We start from the raw sequence: 17,865 nt of genomic DNA on the forward strand, positions 1-17,865 counted from the left end.
ACATATGGTATATCGCCATAGCCCATTTATTCACCTGCGCTGAAAATCGACTGACACAAAGTCACGCCTTGCTCGCTCAACCCCGCGCTGCCCGTCCCATCCTCGTTCATCCGCACCTCGACGAATCCCGCTTCCTCGAGCCCGGTCAATTGCCGACGCAACGCGCTCATCGGCAAACCGGACTGCTTCGCCAATTTCGCGAGCGACCACGCGCGTTCCGGCGTTTCCGTCTGTGCGCGCCAAAGCTGTGTCAGCACGGCGACGAGCGCCGGATCGATGTCATCGTTCATGCGCGAATCCCCATAGTGATCTCCCTGCCCGCGAGTTCGCCGAGCCGCCGCAACGCGGCCTCGCTCTGCGCGGTCCACGGATAACTGTAGTTCAGCCGGATGAAATGGCTGAAGGCGTTGCGCGTGGAGAACATGTAGCCCGGTCCGACCGTGATGCCGCTGTCGAGCGCGGCGCGATAGAGCCGCATCGAATCGACGCGCTCCGGCAATTCCACCCATAGCACATAGCCGCCCTGCGGCGCCGATGTGCGCGTGCCCGCCGGAAAGAAGCGCTCGACCATCGCGCTCATGATGCGCGACTGCTGCCGATACAGCTTGCGCACGCGCCGCAGATGCCGGTCGTAGCCGTCCTGCCGCAGATAATCCGCGATCGCGACCTGCGGCACCGATGGCGTCGTCAACGTGTTCAGAAACTTGAGCTTCTCGACCTGCGCCCGATACCGTCCCGGCATCGCCCAGCCGATCCGGTACGACGCCGTCAGACTCTTCGAAAACGACGCGCAATGCAGCACGAGCCCTTTTGTATCGAAGTTCTTGAGCGTCGACGGGCGCGCATCGCCGTAATAAAGCTCGTGATAGACATCGTTTTCGATGACCGGAATATCGTGCGCGGACAGCAATTCGACGAGCCGGCGCTTGCGCTCGTCCGGCATCTGGAAGCCGAGCGGATTCTGGAAGTTCGGCATCACCATGCACGCGGCGATCTTTCTTCGTCCGATGATCCGCGCCAGAGCGTCGATGTCGATGCCTTCCGCCGGATGCGTCGGCACTTCGATCGCGCGCATCCCGAGACGCTCGATCGCGTGCAGCATCGCGTAGTAAGTCGGCGATTCGACGGCCACCGTGTCGCCGGGCTGCGCGACGGCCTGCAGGCTCAGGTTGATCGCCTCAGTCGCACCGACCGTGATGACGATCTCCTCCGGATCGACCGGCACGCCGTTTTCGGCATAACGCCGCGCGATCTGGCGAATCAGCTCGGGATTGCCGGGCGGCAGATCGTCGATGAGATTCCAACTCGCCTGCCGCCGCGCGATCGCGTTCGCGTACTGGTTGATGCGCCGCCACGGAAACGGCTCGGGATCGGGATACGGCGAGCCGAACGGCACGGCGTCGTGAGCGCGGATGCTGCGCAACGTCGAAAGCACGAGCCGGCTCACATCGACTTCCGATGCCGTCGCGATCACGCGCGTCGGCTGACTGTGCGCCGCGCCCGCCTGCGGTTTTGCGCGCACGAAATAGCCGGACTGCGGACGCGTCTCCAGAATCCCGCGGCTTTCCAGGATCGCGTACGCATGCAGCACCGTCTTGATGCTCACGCCGTGCTGCTGGCTCGCCTGCCGCACCGACGCAATCTTCTCGCCGGGCGTGAACACGCCGCGCCGCACGGCTTCCTCGATTTCATCGGCGAGCTTTTCGTAGAGTTTCAACTGGATTTCGTTCTGAAGCGGGAATGCGTCAAGTCTAGGGCAAATCGACGCAACTGTACTCCTTCTATTTCGCATTTTCTGTGCGCCGCGCGCGATTCGGATCACAGTACGCTTCGGACATCGCAAGCCAAAAAGCATCATCCGCCAAGCCATGTTCAAGAAGCCCGAAGAACGCATCGAACCCTATACGCATCCCGCCGCCGGCTGGGGCGCGCTGAAGCAGGTCGCCATCAATCTCGTCAAGGAGAAGGTGGCGGGTGGCAACTACAAGACGCTCTTCAAGCAGAATCAGCCGGACGGCTTCGATTGCCCCGGCTGCGCGTGGCCCGACCGCGAGCACGGCTCGACCTTCGAATTCTGCGAGAACGGCGTCAAGGCCGTCGCCGCCGAAGCGACGAGCAAGCGCGTGACGCCCGCGTTCTTCGAGGAGCACACGGTTTCGTCGCTGATGACGCAGAGCGATTACGAACTGGAGCAGCACGGCCGGCTGACCGATCCGCTCGTCTACGACGCAAAGCGCGACCGCTATCTGCCGATCGACTGGGACGATGCGTTCGAACTCATCGCCTCGCATCTGAAGAAACTCGACGATCCCGATCGCGCCGCGTTCTACACGTCCGGCCGTGCGAGCAACGAAGCCGCTTTTCTGTATCAATTGTTTGTGCGGATGTACGGCACGAACAATTTCCCCGATTGCTCGAACATGTGCCACGAAGCGACGAGCCGCGGCTTGCCGCATACCGTCGGCATCGGCAAGGGCACCGTCACGCTCGACGACTTCGAACACGCCGACACGCTGCTGCTCTTCGGCCAGAATCCGGCGACGAACCATCCGCGCATGCTCGGCGAGTTGCGCGAGTGCGCGAAACGCGGCGCGACCATCGTGTCGATCAATCCGCTGAAGGAGCGCGGCCTCGAACGTTTCGCGAGCCCGCAGCACACGCTCGACATGCTCTCGCCGAAGGGCGTGAAGATCAGTTCGGTGTTCATCCGCCCGAAAGTCGGCGGCGACTTCGCGCTGATCAAAGGCGTGGCGAAGCGCGTGATCGAACTCGACGACGCCGCGCGCGCGAACGGTGGCGAGCGCGTGCTCGACGTCGATTTCATCGCGGAGCACACGGTCGGCTTCGACGCCTTCGCCGACGACCTGCGCGCCGAAAGCTGGGACGCGATCATCGCGGAATCGGGCGTGGAGATGGACGATCTGCTGAATCTCGCCGACATCTACGCGAAAGGCCGCGCCGTCATCTCGACGTGGGGCATGGGCCTCACGCAGCACAAGAACTCCGTGCCGACCATTCAACTGCTTTCGAACCTGATGATGATGCGCGGGAATATCGGACGGCGCGGCGCGGGCTTATGTCCGGTGCGCGGCCATTCGAACGTGCAGGGTGACCGCACGGTCGGCATCGAGGAAAAACCGACGCAGGCGTTTCTCGACCGGCTCGGCGCGGCCTACGATTTCGAGCCGCCGCGCGAGCATGGCTACGACGTCGTCGAAACGATTCACGCGATGCTCGAAGGCAAGGTGAAGGTGTTTATCGGCCTGGGCGGAAATTTTTCGATCGCGACGCCCGACACGCCGCGCACCTGGGAAGCGATGCGCTCGTGCGATCTCACGGTGCACATCACGACAAAGCTCAACCGCAGCCATCTCGTACACGGCCGCGACGCGCTCATTCTGCCGACGCTCGGCCGCACCGAGATCGATGTTCAGAACGGCTTGCCGCAAGGCGTGTCCGTCGAGGATTCGATGAGCATGGTGCACATTTCGTACGGCATGAACAAGCCGGCCTCGGCGAATCTGCTTTCCGAAGTCGCGATCGTCGCACGCATGGCGCACGCGACGCTCGGCTCGGCCAAGGTCGACTGGCGCGCACATGAGGGCGACTACGCGCTGATCCGCGATGGCATCGAAAAAGTGCTCGACGGTTTCGAGCGCTACAACGAACGCCTGAAGCAGCCGGGCGGTTTTCATCTCGGCGTGGCCTCGCGCGATCGCGTCTGGAAGACGCCGAGCGGCAAGGCGCAGTTCATCGTGCACAGGATCGCGGTCGATACGCCGATCCACCGCGCCCGTGCGCTGTACGGCGACCGTCTCATGACGCTGATGACGACGCGTTCGCACGATCAGTACAACACGACGATCTACGGTCTCGACGATCGCTACCGCGGCGTGTACGGACAGCGGCGCGTGCTGTTCGCGAACCGCGAGGACATCGACATGCTCGGGTTCGAGCCGGGCGAACTGGTGGATATCACGAGCGTGTGGGACGACGGCATCGAGCGTCGCGTAGACGGTTTCAAGCTCGTCGAATACGACATTCCGCGTGGCTGTCTCGGTGCGTATTATCCGGAGACCAACCCGCTCGTGCCGCTGTCATCGGTTGCGGATGGCGCCGGTACGCCGACGTCGAAGTCCATTCCCGTGCTGCTGACGTCGTCCAGTCAGGCCATTGCTGCCTGAAACCGCTGCGCGACGCGATGCCGCCAAGCACGCGGCATCGCGCTCTCTCGCGCTGACGGATACGGCGTTCGAGCGCGGCGGCGCCGCTGAACCAGCGATCGGCGCATGCGCCCAGCATGGCGAGGATGCCGGCCCACGCGATCAACCCGGCGGCGAAGCTGTTGAATTCGCCGCTGAACCAGACGCCGCCGAGCATTGCGGCGGCGAACACCAGCATGACGATGGCGAACGGGGGGCAATGTTCGTGTTCGATATGAGCGCGGCCGCCAGCGCCCAAGCCCATTTGGTAGCCGCTGAGAGAATATGCGCTAATCGACTGCGCCATCTTGTCCTCCAGACTGTTATCAATTTGTGTTTCCACAAACTTACGCAGTTGGAGCGATCAGTAATACCAGACAATTCCTAACAACGCTTTCGACCTGTGGCGCTTGACTTTCGCCGAACCCCGCAAAACGCGATGCCACCGCGATTCACGCCTCATTTCGCTCCTGCGAACTCCTGAACATCGGCATCGGCTTCGCCGGCGAGCGGCACGACGCCGGACGGCCCCGTCGCATGCGGATGCAGCAACAGCGCGACGAGCCCGCTCCAGCCCGTCTGATGCGACGCGCCCACGCCGCGCCCGTTGTCGCCATGAAAATACTCGTGAAAGAGCACGAGATCGCGCGAACGCGGATCGGCCTGTAGCAGCGGATAGGCAGCCATCACCGGACGCTCGCCGTTCTTGTCGAGCAGAAAGAGCGTGGTCACGCGGCGCGCGAGTTCGTCGGCGATTTGCGCGAGCGAAAACTTCTGTCCCGAGCCCGTCGGATATTCGACGCGAAAATCATCGCCGTAATAGCGATGAAACTCGTGGATCGATTCGATCAGCAGATAGTTGACCGGCATCCACACCGGACCGCGCCAGTTCGAATTGCCGCCGAACACGCGCGAGTCGGATTCCGCCGGAAGATACTGGATGCCGAAGCTTTCGCTGTTGTGATAGAAGACGAACGGGTTATCGAGATGCACGCGTGACAGCGCGCGCACGCCGTGATCGGAAAGGAATTCGGTTTCGTCGAGCATGCGCCTGAGCAGCGCCTTCATGCGATGCCCGCGCAACAGCGACAGCAGCACGCTGTTGCCCTGACCCGCCACGTTCCAGCGCGACACGAGCCTCGAAAGATCCGTTCGATGTTCGAGAAACCAGTGCAGCCGTTCGCGCAATTCCGGCAGCGAGCGATACACCTTCGGCTCCAGCACATGCACGGCGAAAAGCGGAATCAGCCCGACGATGGACCGCACGCGCATCGGCACATTGGTTCCGTCGGGCAGGCGCAGCTTGTCGTAGAAGAACTCGTCCTCGCTGTCCCAGAGACCGGTGTCGCAATCGTCCTCGCAGCTCACCGCTTCCGCGATATACAGGAAGTGCTCGAAGAACTTCACGGCGATATCGACGAACACCTTGTTCGCGTATGCGAGTTCGAGCGCGATACGCATCAGATCGAGCGCGTACGCGGCCATCCATGCGGTGCCGTCGGCCTGATCGATGTGGCCGCCCGTCGGCAGCGGCGACGAGCGATCGAAGATGCCCACGTTGTCCAGGCCGAGAAAGCCGCCCTGGAAAATGTTCTTGCCATCGGCATCCTTGCGATTCACCCACCATGAGAAGTTGAGCAGCAGCTTGTGGAACACGAGTTCCAGAAAATCGCGATCGCCCTTGCCGGTGATCGCGCGGTCGATCTCGTAGACGCGCCACGTCGCCCACGCGTGCACGGGCGGATTGGCATCGCCGAAAGCCCATTCGTACGCGGGCAATTGACCGTTCGGATGCTGATAGCGGTCCTTCACGAGCAATAGCAACTGACGTTTCGCGAACTCCGGATCGATGAGCGCGAACGCCGCCGCATGAAACGCGAGATCCCACGACGCGTACCACGGATATTCCCACTTGTCCGGCATCGACACGATGTCCGCGTTGCACAGATGCCGCCAGTCCGAATCGCGTCCGGTGCGCCGCTGCTTCGGCGGCTTCGGCTGAAGCGGATCGCCGTCGAGCCAGCGCGTCACATCGAACTGATAGTACTGCTTCGACCACAGCATGCCGGCGAGTGCCTGGCGTTGCACGAGCCGCTGATCGGCATCGGCGATATCGTGCTGCAGCGCGCCGTAAAACTCGTCGGCTTCCGCGATGCGTCGCGCGAAGAGACCATCGACGTCGAGCGGCACGGCGTCCGGCGCGGACTCGGGCCGCCAGCGCAGATACACGACCGCCTTGCCGAGCGGCTCCAGTTCGAGATGCGCGTGCGCGGCCGCGCGCGTGCCCTTGTCGCGGCGAATCGCGTCTTCGTCGCCTTGCAGGATGTAATCGTTGAAGCCGTCCTTGAACGGTCCCGTGCCTTCCATGTGGAAGAGACGCCTGACGTTGGTCTCGTTCTCGCAGAAGAGCCATTCCATCGCGCTCGCGTCCGGCGACCACGCGGTGACGACCATCGGTTCGTGCGCGCCCTGTTCGGCGAGCACGTAGGTGCCTTCGCCCTGCACCGTTTCCACCTTCAGCGAGGGCTTGATCGGCGTCGGCTTCCACGACCAGGTATTGCGCGCCCAGATTTGCGGCAGCACGTCGAGCGCGGCCCGCACCTCGCTGCGATTCTCGATCGTCACGCGCATCACGATGTCGTCCGGCGTGTGCTTCGCGTATTCGACCTGCACGTCGAAGTAACGCGCGTCGTCGAACACGCCTGTGTCGAGCACTTCGTATTCGGGCATGTCGGCGCCGCGCCGCGCGTTTTCATCGACGAGATCGGCATACGGATACGCCGCATGCGGATACTTGTAGAGCATGCGCATGTAGGAATGCGTCGGCGTGCCGTCGATGTAGAAGTACAGTTCCTTCACGTCCTCGCCGTGATTGCCTTCCTGGTTCGTCAGACCGAAGAGCCGCTCCTTGATGATCGGATCGCAGCCGTTCCAGAGCGCGAGCGAGATGCACCAGTTGAGTTTGTCGTCGCCGAAACCGGCGATACCGTCCTCGCCCCAGCGATACGCGCGGCTGCGCGCATGATCGTGCGGAAAGTATTCCCACGCGGTGCCGAATTCGCTGTAGTCCTCGCGCACGGTGCCCCATTGGCGTTCGCTCAGATACGGTCCCCAGCGCTGCCAGCGTGGGCAGTCCTTCGAATGGAGCCTCAGGCCCTCGACGGTTTCGAGCTGGTTGACGGGGCGCGATTTCGACATGGGCGACTCCTCGATGGCGGCGTGCTGAACGACGGGCAAGTCTCGTAATTTAGCGCGTTTTGACGCCGGCCCGCGCGCGCCGCGCTAGGTTGCGCCGAGCAGCTTTTCGATGCGCAAGAGCTCCGCGAGCGACCACGCCTGAAACGGCGTCCCGCCGGGCGTGTGCGGCGCATCGGCATCGGCGACTTCGCTGACGTGATCGAGACCGTAGCGATCGAGATGCGCGTAGAGCGGCGTCAGAAAACGCTCGCGCGCGCCCGCCGCGCCGTGCACGCGCACCCACGCCTCGACGAACGGGCCGATCAGCCACGGCCAGACGGTGCCCTGGTGATACGCGCCATCGCGATCCAGCACGCCGCCCGCGTAGTTCGCCCTGTAGGCCGGATCGGACGGCGCGAGCGTGCGCAAACCGGGCGGCGTGAGAAGTTGCGTTTCGACCTGATCGACGACCGCGCGCGCGATATCGCCATCGACGAGCGGAAACGGCAAGCCGCCGACCGCGAAGATCTGATTCGGGCGAATTGATCGATCGACGCGACCGGGTTCGTGATCGACGTCGACGACATCGAAGAGCGTATGCGTGTCCGGATCGACGAAACGCGCGGCGAACGACAACTGCGCCTGATCGCGCAACGCCTGCCAGCGCGGATTCCACGCGCTCGCGATCGTGAGCGCGTTGATCCACAGCGCCTGCACCTCTACCGGCTTGCCGATACGCGGCGTCACGACCCAGTCGCCTGCCTTCGCGTCCATCCATGTGAGCTGGACGCCGGGCACGCCCGCGCGCAGCAGACCGTCCACATCGGCGGCGATGCGAAAGCGCGTGCCGCGCGAATAGCCGTCGAGAATCGCATCGACGGCGCTTTGCAGGCGGCTTGTCGTCGCCGCGTGCGCGTGCCCCGTCGCCAGATAATCGTGCACGGCGACGACGAACCACAGCGAGGCATCGACGGAGTTGTATTCGGGCAGGCCGCCGCTGTCCGGAAAGCGGTTCGGCACCATGCCTTCGGAAATCGTATCGGCCCATTCGAGCAGGATCGATTCCGCTTCCTGATGCCGGCCGGACGCGAGCAGGAGGCCGCGCATCGAGATGAAGGTGTCGCGGCCCCAGTCGGTGAACCACGGAAAGCCCGCGATGATCGTTTTGCCGACATTGCGCGTGACGACGTACGCATCGGCGCTGCGCGCGAGCCGCGAGCCGAACGCCGCGCGCCGTTCCTTTTCCCGCGAGGCGAGATGCGATGCGTGCGCGAGCGCGCTGTCTTCGAACGGCTTGTCGTGGCCCGCGTGCGCGTGGAGGATCATCACGGCTTCGCCGCGCGCGAGATCGAAGCTGAAGATGCCGGGCGTCGCGAGGTCTTCGGTGAAATCGAGTCCGCGCTCGCGTTCGCGCACGTAGCAGAAGTTGCGATACCAGTCGGGGGCGTGATCGTAAGCGCCGTTCGACGTGACGCAAATCGTCGGCAAATCGCCATACGGCTGCCATTGCACGCGCTCGCCTTCCAGTGTGGCATCGAAGGAAAATGCCGCGTTTTCGTGGTGCAGCGCGTGGTAGTCGCGGCCTGAGAGCAGCGGGCGGACTTCCAACTTGGCCGCTTTCGATGCGCCCTCGAGACGCCAGCGCAGGACGGTTTGGCGGGCTTCCTTTGCAACGAACGCTTCTGCGACGATGATCGTTGCGTCGTCGTTACCGATGCGGTAGCGCCATGTGGGCCACGGATCTGTATCGAATGAAAGGAGGCTTGCGGTCGTGTCGGGATAGAGGATGTCGGGGGCGTAGCGCTGCATCGTCAGAGGGATACGCGCGTTGCCCGTTTCGATCCATGCTTCCATGCCGTTGATGAGCACGACACGGCCGGCGGGCGGTTGAGTCGCCGTCAGCAGCAGCGCTTGGTAGCGACGTGTGCGCATCGTGCCGACCGTGCCGGAGGCGAAACCGCCGTAAGCATCGGGTTCGAGCCATTCGTCTTCCAGACGCGCAGCGTCGATCGGCGATTCATCGGTGCGTTCGATGCGTGTCATGGTTTTTGTTTTTTTGCTGGATTGCGTGTTCGTGGCGGCTCGGGGTTTCGCCGGATCCCGGTTTCGTGGCGGCTCGGGGTTTCGCCGGATCCCGCTTTCGTGGCGGCTCGGGGTTTCGCCGGATCCCGCTTTCGTGGCAGCTCGGGGTTTCGCCGGATCCCGCTTTCGTGTCGGTTCGGGGTTTCGCCGGATCCCGGTTTCGTGTCGGTCTATTAGCACTGCCCCTGTGCGGGGCGGCAGTCACTTTCTTTGCTGCTGCAAAGAAAGTAACCAAAGAAAGCAGCTTCCGATACGCCCGCGGTCACACGCAATTTGGGTAGTCCTCTCGTCCATCGTGGGCTGCCTAAAGAGTGCCCTCATCACAATCACCGGGCTTGGCTCGCGCACGGTCTGACTAGCTAGTAGTTACAACGCGCGGGTCCAGCAATCATACATCCGGCACAGCGCTACGCGCTGCCGCCCGGTATGCGAGGGAAACCAAAGGGCGGCGATTGCAGTGAGATGGAGACGTTAGTAGAGAAGCACATGCATCCCCGATTGACCGGTCGGCCGCGAAGCGGGCTGGAGCTATTTGGTGCTGAACCCGTTTGGTGTGTGGTGCGATGAGACGGACCGTGCGCGAGCCAAGCCCGATGGGGCCTATGAGGGCACTCTTTAGGCAGCCCACGATGGACGAGAGGACTACCCAAATTGCGTGTGACCGCGGGCGTATCAGGAGCTGCTTTCTTTGCTTACTTTCTTTGCAGCAGCAAAGAAAGTGAGTGCCGCCCCGCACAGGGGCAACGCTAATAGACCGACGCGAAAACGGGATCCGGCGAAACCCCGACCCGACACAATCACAGGATCCAGCGAAGAAACAAAATCAACCAAGAACCGCACTCACAGCGTGAATCAAAATCCCGACAGCGCCTCCCACAAGCGTCCCATTCACGCGAATGAACTGCAAATCCCGCCCAATATTAAGCTCAACATCCCTGACGAGCGTCGCATCGTCCCACTGCTTGACGGTGGCGGCAATATGCTTCGCGATCCCATCGCGCAACTCCGGCGCAAGCGCCTTCAAAGCATCGCGCATATGCTCGTTAATCGACTCGCGTAATGCCGGATCGCTGCCGAGCGCCTCGGCAAAACCGCCCGCCATCGCGACGACCTTCGCATGCAGCGCCGAATCCGGCCGCTTGATATCCGCATCGAGCCACGCGATGAACTCGTCCCACAGCCCGTTCACGTATGTCCGCAACTCGGGCCGCTCCAGCCACTCACGCTTGTGCTCGTCGATGCGCGCCTTGAACGCCGGATCCGTCTTCAACCGCTCGACAAACCGCTCCACGGCCGCATCGAAAGCCTTGCGACGCTCGTGCTCGGGATCGCTGCTTACATCGTGCAGCCATTGATTCGCGCCGCGCACGAGACCGGCCGCAAACTTGTTGCCAAGGTCTTCAGCATTCAGTCCGACGAATCCCAGCATACCGACGAGCTTCGGATACTCCTCGCCCGCCACCGCGACGATGCGCGTCGCGAGCATCTCCTGCACTTCGGGCTTGTCGAGCCACCCGGCCAGTTGCTTCAGGCCCTCATCGAGCAGCAACTGATGACGCCGGTCCGATATCAGCGTCGACAGCACGCTTCCCGTCGCGCTCGCCAGATCGAACGACTCCGCGCGACGGCGCAGCGTCTCGTAGAGCATCGACTTCACGCGCTCGTCATCGACGAAAGACAGCAGTTGCCCGACCGCGCCCACGGCCTTCTTGCCGAGCAACTCGGCATTGGCAGGCTCGGCCAGCCACATCGACAGACGGCTCGCCGGATCGAACGCATTCACGCGCGCGACGAGCGCATCGGTGCCGAGAAAACGGTCGCGAACGAACACGGCCAGGTTGTCCGCGACGCGCGCCTTGTTCGCGGGCAGGATCGCGGTGTGCGGAATCGGCACGCCAAGCGGATGCCGAAACAGCGCGACCACCGCGAACCAGTCGGCGAGCGCGCCGACCATCGCGGCTTCCGCGAACGACGACACCCACGCCCACGCGCCCGCATCGTGCTGGCTTTTCGCGAGCGCGAACAAGGCGCCGGCCGCGACGAGCAGCCCGGCGGCGAACCATTTCATTCTTCTCAGCGCGACGGCTTTGTCCTGCGTTTCCATCTATGTCGGTTTCATGGTTTTGATGAGGCCGAAAGCTTACCAGCAGCGCGTTGCAAATCCCGAAGGACTTCGACGGCGCGTTCGCCCTCTTCGACCGGAACGAAGATGTGATCGTGATACGCCGCCGCAATCACATTGCGACTGATGTTCGCCTCGCCGAGCGCACGCGCGAACGCCGCCGTCAAACTGACCGCGTTCAGATCCGAATGAACGGTCAGCGTGATCCAGGCCGCGCGAAAGAGCGGCGCGACGCCGGCCGCCTGCGCCGCGCTTTCTTCCATCACGACCGTCAATCCCTCGCGCTCGCGGAACGTCGCGACGATGCCCGCGCCGCTCGCCACCGCATCGTGCGGCAGCGACGTGAACACGTACGCGCCCGGCTGCAATTCGGGCTCCATCGACGCGATCAGCGTATCGAGATCACGCAGCATTTTCGGTCTCCCGCGTCCGCGCCAAAACCGGCCGCAGCGCAGCGCCGGTATGACTGCGCGGATGCGTCGCGAGCGTGTCCGGGTCCGCCGCCGCGACGATCGTGCCGCCATTCACGCCGCCTTCCGGGCCGAGATCGAGCACCCAGTCGGCTTCGGCGATCACATCGAGATCGTGTTCGATGACGATCACGCTATGCCCGCCATCCACCAGACGATGCAGCACGCGTATCAGCTTCGCGACGTCCGCCATGTGCAGGCCGACGGTCGGCTCATCGAGCACATAAAGCGTGTGCGGCGGCTTCTGGCCGCGCCGCGTGACGTCGTCGCGCACTTTCGACAGTTCGGTGACGAGCTTGATGCGCTGCGCCTCGCCGCCCGACAGCGTCGGCGACGGCTGGCCGAGCGTCAGATAGCCGAGGCCGACATCGCGCAGCAATTGCAGCGGATGCGCGATGCTCTGCATCGACGCGAAGAACTCGACGGCTTCGTCGATCTCCATCGTCAGCACTTCGCCGATGTTCTTGCCGCGCCATGTCACCGCGAGCGTTTCCGGATTGAAGCGCTGGCCGTGGCACACGTCGCACGGCACTTTGACATCGGGCAGGAAGCTCATCGCGATGGTCCGCACGCCCTGGCCTTCGCATGCCGGGCAACGGCCATCGCCCGTGTTGAACGAGAAACGCGACGGCGTGTAGCCGCGCGCGCGGGCTTCGAGCGTATCGGCGAAAAGCTTGCGGATCGTGTCCCACATGCCGATGTAGGTGGCCGGGCACGAACGCGGCGTCTTGCCGATCGGCGTCTGATCGACTTCGAGCACGCGATCGATAGCCTCGAAACCGGTGACGCCCGCGCAACCCTGCCACGCATGCGCGACATCGAACGTCGGACGCGGCGCTTCGCGCGCGAGCACGCTGGCGCGCGACCCGGCAGCGGGCTTGTCCGCTTGCGCGGCCTTGCGCGCGCGCCGCACCGCAGGCGACGACAACACCGAACGGCCGACGGCATCGAGCAGGTTCGTCATCAGCACGTCGCGCGCGAGCGTCGATTTGCCCGAACCCGACACGCCCGTAATCGCCACGAGCCGATTCAGCGGCATCGTCGCCGTCACGTTGCGCAAGTTGTGCAGCGTCGCGCCTTCGACCGTCAGCCATTGCTCCGGCACGGCGGCGCGCTTCGCGGTCGCCGCGCGCACTTCGCGGCGCGGCTGCAATGGATGCACGATCGGATTCGCGAGGAACTGGCCCGTGAGCGACGCCTTGTGCGCCGCGAGATCCGTCACGTTGCCCTGCGCGACGACCGTACCGCCGCGCTTGCCCGCGCCCGGCCCGATATCGATGATGTGATCCGCGCGGCGAATCGTGTCTTCGTCATGCTCGACGACGACGAGCGTATTGCCCTTGTCGTTCAGCTTCTTGAGCGCGGAGAGCAGGATCAGGTTGTCGCGCGGATGCAAACCGATGGTCGGTTCATCGAGCACGTAACACACGCCTTGCAGATTGCTGCCGAGTTGCGCCGCGAGACGGATGCGCTGCGCTTCGCCGCCGGAAAGCGTCGGTGCGGCGCGATCGAGGCTCAAATAGCCGAGCCCGACTTCTTCGAGGAATTGCAAGCGCCCTTCGATTTCACTGACCACGTCACGCGCGATATCCGCATCGCGGCCCTTGAGCTTGAGCGATGCAATCCACTCGCGCGTATCGCTGACGGTCCATCGTCCGACTTCCGTGATCGGATAATTGCCGAACGTGACGGCGCGCGCAACATCGTTCAGACGCGTGCCTTCGCATTCCGGGCAGGGCTGATCCACGATATCGTCCGGTTCCTGATCGACCGAGCCGATGCTCTGCTCGCGTCCGCGATCGTCCTGCGCGAAGAGCGTGTCGTCGAACGCGGCGCGCTGTTCGCGCGTGAGCTTCACGCCCGTCCCGACGCATGTGTTGCACCAGCCGTGTTTGCTGTTGTACGAGAACATGCGCGGATCGAGCTCCGGATAACTCGTGCCGCAAACGGGGCACGCGCGCTTCGTCGAGAACACGCGCGTTTCTTCCTTGCCGCGACGCGCGCCGTCGTGCCACGACCCATGCAGTTCATCGAGCGGCGCGCAAAGATGCATGACGCCCTTGCCGATTTCGAGCGTGTCGTCGAGCAAACGCCGCAGTTCCGCTTCGTTGTCCGCCGACACGACGAGATCCGCAACCGGCAATTCGATCGTATGTTCACGGAAGCGATCGAGCTTCGGCCACGGACTCACGGGCAGAAATTCGCCATCCACGCGCAGATGCGTAGTGCCGCGCGCCTTCGCCCATTTCGCGAGATCGGTATAGACGCCCTTGCGATTGACGACGAGCGGCGCGAGCAGTCCGACATGCTGCCCCTTGAAATCGCGCATGATCTGCGCGGCGATCGATTCGGAACTTTGCGACTGGACCGGCGTGCCATCGTGAATGCAATGCTGAATGCCGAGCTTCACGTACAGCAAGCGCAGGAAGTGCCAGACTTCGGATGTCGTCGCGACCGTCGATTTGCGTCCGCCGCGCGATAGGCGCTGTTCGATCGCGACGGTCGGCGGAATGCCATAGACGGCATCGACTTCCGGACGGCCCGCCGGCTGCACGATGGAGCGCGCATACGCGTTCAGCGATTCGAGGTAACGGCGCTGACCTTCGTGGAAAAGAATATCGAATGCGAGCGTCGACTTGCCCGAACCGGACACGCCCGTCACGACGTTGAACTTGTTATGCGGAATATCGACATCGAGCGACTTCAGATTGTGCTCGCGCGCGTTGACGATCCGCACCACGTTCTCGCCCTGCAACGCACGTCGCGCGCTCGCGACTTCCGCCGCGAGTTGCAGCGGCACGCCCGCGCGCTTTTGAGCCGCGCCGGGCGCCATCGCTTCTTCGTATTCGACCAGCGCGCGGCCCGTATGCGATTGTTCGCATGACGAAACATCGTCCGGCGTGCCGACGCATACGAGCTGCCCGCCGCCATCGCCGCCTTCCGGACCGAGATCGATGATCCAGTCGGCCGCGCGAATCACATCGAGATTGTGTTCGATGACGATCAGCGAATGACCGCGTTCGAGCAGGCGCCGCAGTGCCTGCATCAACTTCGCGATGTCGTCGAAATGCAGGCCCGTCGTCGGCTCGTCGAACATGAAGAGACGGCTTTCGCTCTTGCTGGTCTGCGACGTTTCCGCGAGAAAGCCCGCGAGCTTCAGACGCTGCGCCTCGCCGCCCGAAAGCGTCGGCACGGGCTGGCCGAGCTTCACGTATTCGAGACCGACATCGACGATCGGCTGCAGCACGCGCAGCACTTCCTTGTCGCCGGCGAACAGCGCGACGGCTTCGCTCACCGTCAGCTCGAGCACATCGGCGACGCTCAACTGACGATCGCCGCGCTCGATCTTCACTTCGAGGATTTCCGCGCGATAACGGCGTCCGTCGCAATCGGGGCAACGCAAGTAGACATCGCTCAGGAACTGCATCTCGACGTGCTCGAAGCCCGAGCCGCCGCACGTCGGGCAGCGTCCATCGCCCGAGTTGAAGCTGAACATGCTCGCGCTATAGCCGCGCTGCAACGCGAGCGGCGCCTTCGCATAGAGCTTGCGAATTTCGTCGAACGCGCCGACATAGCTCGCCGGATTCGAGCGCGCCGTGCGGCCGATCGGCGACTGATCGACGAACACGACGTCGCTCAAATGCTCCGCGCCCTTCAGGTCGCGATACGCGCCGGGCGCTTCCGTCGCCTTGCCGAAGTGACGCATCAGCGCGGGCGCGAGCACGTCCTGGATCAGCGTCGATTTGCCCGAGCCCGATACGCCCGTCACGCACACGAGACGTTGCAGCGGAATGTCGACCGTGACGTCGCGCAGGTTGTGATCGCTCGCGCCTTCGAGCGTGAGGCGCGGCGTGTTCGCATCGACGACGCGGCGATTCCAGTTCGACGCATGCGCGACATGCTTGCGGCCGCCGAGATACGCGCCGGTGAGTGTGTCGGTGACTTGAATGTCGTCGGGTGCGCCGTCATAGACGATCTGCCCGCCGCGCTCGCCCGGACCCGGTCCCATGTCGATGAGACGATCGGCCGCGAGCATCACCGACGGATCGTGCTCGACGACGACGAGCGTATTGCCCGCGTCGCGCAGACGATGCATCGCTTCGACGATGCGGTTCAGATCGCGCGGATGCAAACCGATGCTCGGTTCATCGAGCACGAACAGCGTGTTCACGAGCGACGTGCCGAGCGCGGTCGTCAGATTGATGCGCTGCACTTCGCCGCCGGACAGCGTGCGCGACTGGCGATCGAGCGTCAGATAACCGAGACCGACATCGCAGAGATATTTCAGGCGCGTGCGGACCTCGGCGTGCAAGAGCTTGAGCGCTTCGTCGAGCAAGGTCGATGGCAGCGTCAGCGAATCGAAGAAGCGGCGGATGCGCTCGATCGGCATCAGCATCAGATCGTGCACTGTGAGGCCCGGCAGCGCTTCGAGTTGCGCGCGCGTCCAGTCGACGCCTTCCGGCATGAAGCGATCGTGCGGCGCAAGCACTGCGTCGGCCTGTTCCTTCGTGCCGAGACGCCACAGCAGCGATTCGGTTTTCAGACGCGCGCCGGCGCACACCGGACACGTCGTATAGCTGCGATATTTCGACAGCAGCACGCGGATGTGCATCTTGTACGCCTTCGACTCCAGATAATCGAAGAAACGCTGCACGCCGTACCACTGGTTCTGCCACTTGCCCGTCCAGTCCGGCGAGCCCTTGATGACCCAGTCGCGCTCCTGCTGCGTGAGATCCTTCCACGGCACGCCGAGGCGAATGCCCGCCTTCGCGCCGTAGCGCACGAGATCGTCCTGGTTCTCTTTCCACGCGGGCGTCTGCAATGTCTTGATCGCGCCTTCGCGCAGCGTCTTCTTTTCATCGGGGATGACGAGACCGTAATCGACGCCGATCACGCGTCCGAAGCCGCGGCACGTCTCGCAAGCGCCATACGCGGAATTGAACGAGAACAGCGCCGGCTGCGGATCGGCGTAGCGCAGATCGCTTTCCGGGCTGTGCAGGCCGGTGGAAAAACGCCAGATCTCCGGCTCGCCTTCGTCTTTCAGCACATAGACGTCGACGCGGCCCGTGCCGCGCAGCAACGCGCTTTCGATCGCCTCCAGCGCACGCGAACGCTCGATGTTCTGCAAGCGAAAACGATCCGCGACGACATCGAGCATCTGCCGTTTGCCGCTTGCGGTTTCGACGTGGCGTTTCGCCTGCACGCGCGTATAGCCGCTCGCGGAGAGCCACTGCTCGACCTCCTCGTCGCTCGCGGTGTCGGGCAATTCGACCGGAAACGTGATCGCGAGACGCGGATCATCGGCCCGCGTGCGTTCGAGCAGTTCGGCGTAGATCGTCTCGGGCGTGTCGTGACGCACGCGATGCGACGTCTTCTTGTCGAAAAGTTCGGCGGCGCGCGCGTAGAAGAGCTTCAGATGATCGTTCAGTTCGGTCATCGTGCCGACGGTCGAACGCGAACTGCGCACCGGATTCGTCTGGTCGATGGCGATCGCGGGCGGCACGCCGTCCACGCGATCGACCTGCGGACGGTCCATCCGGTCGAGAAACTGGCGCGCGTACGCGCTGAAGGTTTCGACGTAGCGCCGCTGGCCTTCCGCGTAGAGCGTGTCGAACACGAGGCTCGACTTGCCGGAACCGGACGGGCCGGTCACGACCGTCATCTGGCCGGTGTGCAGGTCGAGATCGAGATTCTTGAGGTTGTGCTGACGTGCGCCGCGAATGCGGATTGCGTTATTCGATGCCAATTTTTCAACCGGTTCAATAAGTTAGGCGGCACCCTCGAAGTGTTCGACGAGGTCGCACGAGTGTTC

The 17,865-nt window shown here is 63.6% G+C and carries 9 protein-coding genes; 2 read left to right on the top strand and 7 right to left on the bottom strand.

Going from position 1 to position 17,865, the window contains the following annotated elements:
* Positions 1-26: 26 nt before the first annotated feature.
* Together NCR93_RS18465 and NCR93_RS18470 are read right to left on the bottom strand one after the other, a co-directional pair.
* Positions 27-290 carry a helix-turn-helix domain-containing protein gene (locus NCR93_RS18465; RefSeq protein WP_008352953.1) on the bottom strand — a complete coding sequence of 88 codons (264 nt, stop codon included), beginning with the start codon at positions 288-290 and terminating at the stop codon, positions 27-29.
* On the bottom strand, positions 287-1,717 hold the full coding sequence (locus tag NCR93_RS18470) for an aminotransferase-like domain-containing protein (protein ID WP_175979496.1): 1,431 nt from the start codon (positions 1,715-1,717) through the stop codon (positions 287-289). The genes NCR93_RS18465 and NCR93_RS18470 overlap by 4 nt, the downstream gene beginning before the upstream one ends.
* Positions 1,718-1,868: 151 nt before the next feature.
* On the opposite strand from NCR93_RS18470, the gene NCR93_RS18475 reads away from it, so the two are divergent.
* Positions 1,869-4,184, top strand: coding sequence for an FdhF/YdeP family oxidoreductase (locus NCR93_RS18475; RefSeq protein ID WP_175979497.1), 2,316 nt, complete (start codon positions 1,869-1,871; stop codon positions 4,182-4,184).
* A complete protein-coding gene (locus NCR93_RS18480; RefSeq protein ID WP_250532273.1) occupies positions 4,174-4,590 on the top strand; it encodes a hypothetical protein in 417 nt (138 codons plus the stop codon). Before NCR93_RS18475 ends, NCR93_RS18480 begins: the two co-directional genes overlap by 11 nt.
* A gap of 71 nt (positions 4,591-4,661) precedes the next feature.
* On the opposite strand, the gene NCR93_RS18485 is transcribed toward NCR93_RS18480, so the two are convergent.
* The 5 genes from NCR93_RS18485 to uvrA all read right to left on the bottom strand — a co-directional run bounded on the left by NCR93_RS18485 (position 4,662) and on the right by uvrA (position 17,799).
* Positions 4,662-7,400: an MGH1-like glycoside hydrolase domain-containing protein gene (locus tag NCR93_RS18485; RefSeq protein WP_175979499.1), complete on the bottom strand. Its 2,739-nt coding sequence runs from the start codon at positions 7,398-7,400 to the stop codon at positions 4,662-4,664.
* An 84-nt stretch (positions 7,401-7,484) separates the two neighbouring features.
* Positions 7,485-9,422 (bottom strand): amylo-alpha-1,6-glucosidase, encoded by a 1,938-nt coding sequence (locus tag NCR93_RS18490; RefSeq protein ID WP_250497288.1) that lies wholly within the window; start codon positions 9,420-9,422, stop codon positions 7,485-7,487.
* 862 nt (positions 9,423-10,284) lie between these two features.
* Positions 10,285-11,565 (bottom strand): DUF445 domain-containing protein, encoded by a 1,281-nt coding sequence (locus NCR93_RS18495; protein WP_175979501.1) that lies wholly within the window; start codon positions 11,563-11,565, stop codon positions 10,285-10,287.
* Between the two features lie 11 nt (positions 11,566-11,576).
* Positions 11,577-11,996, bottom strand: a complete 420-nt coding sequence (locus NCR93_RS18500; protein WP_175979502.1) for an ACT domain-containing protein — start codon at positions 11,994-11,996, stop codon at positions 11,577-11,579.
* Positions 11,986-17,799 (bottom strand): excinuclease ABC subunit UvrA, encoded by a 5,814-nt coding sequence (gene uvrA / locus NCR93_RS18505; protein WP_175979503.1) that lies wholly within the window; start codon positions 17,797-17,799, stop codon positions 11,986-11,988. Before uvrA ends, NCR93_RS18500 begins: the two co-directional genes overlap by 11 nt.
* Positions 17,800-17,865 lie beyond the last annotated feature (66 nt).

This window comes from Caballeronia sp. ATUFL_F1_KS39 (assembly GCF_023630985.1).
Classification (GTDB): domain Bacteria; phylum Pseudomonadota; class Gammaproteobacteria; order Burkholderiales; family Burkholderiaceae; genus Caballeronia; species Caballeronia zhejiangensis.

Excerpts from the sequence above, each read along its gene's own strand:
- NCR93_RS18495 (WP_175979501.1), bottom strand. The coding sequence starts at position 11,565 with ATGGAAACGCAGGACAAAGCCGTCGCGCTGAGAAGAATGAAATGGTTC.
- NCR93_RS18500 (WP_175979502.1), bottom strand. The coding sequence starts at position 11,996 with ATGCTGCGTGATCTCGATACGCTGATCGCGTCGATGGAGCCCGAATTG.
- NCR93_RS18490 (WP_250497288.1), bottom strand. The coding sequence starts at position 9,422 with ATGACACGCATCGAACGCACCGATGAATCGCCGATCGACGCTGCGCGT.
- NCR93_RS18465 (WP_008352953.1), bottom strand. The coding sequence starts at position 290 with ATGAACGATGACATCGATCCGGCGCTCGTCGCCGTGCTGACACAGCTT.
- NCR93_RS18475 (WP_175979497.1), top strand. The coding sequence starts at position 1,869 with ATGTTCAAGAAGCCCGAAGAACGCATCGAACCCTATACGCATCCCGCC.
- NCR93_RS18485 (WP_175979499.1), bottom strand. The coding sequence starts at position 7,400 with ATGTCGAAATCGCGCCCCGTCAACCAGCTCGAAACCGTCGAGGGCCTG.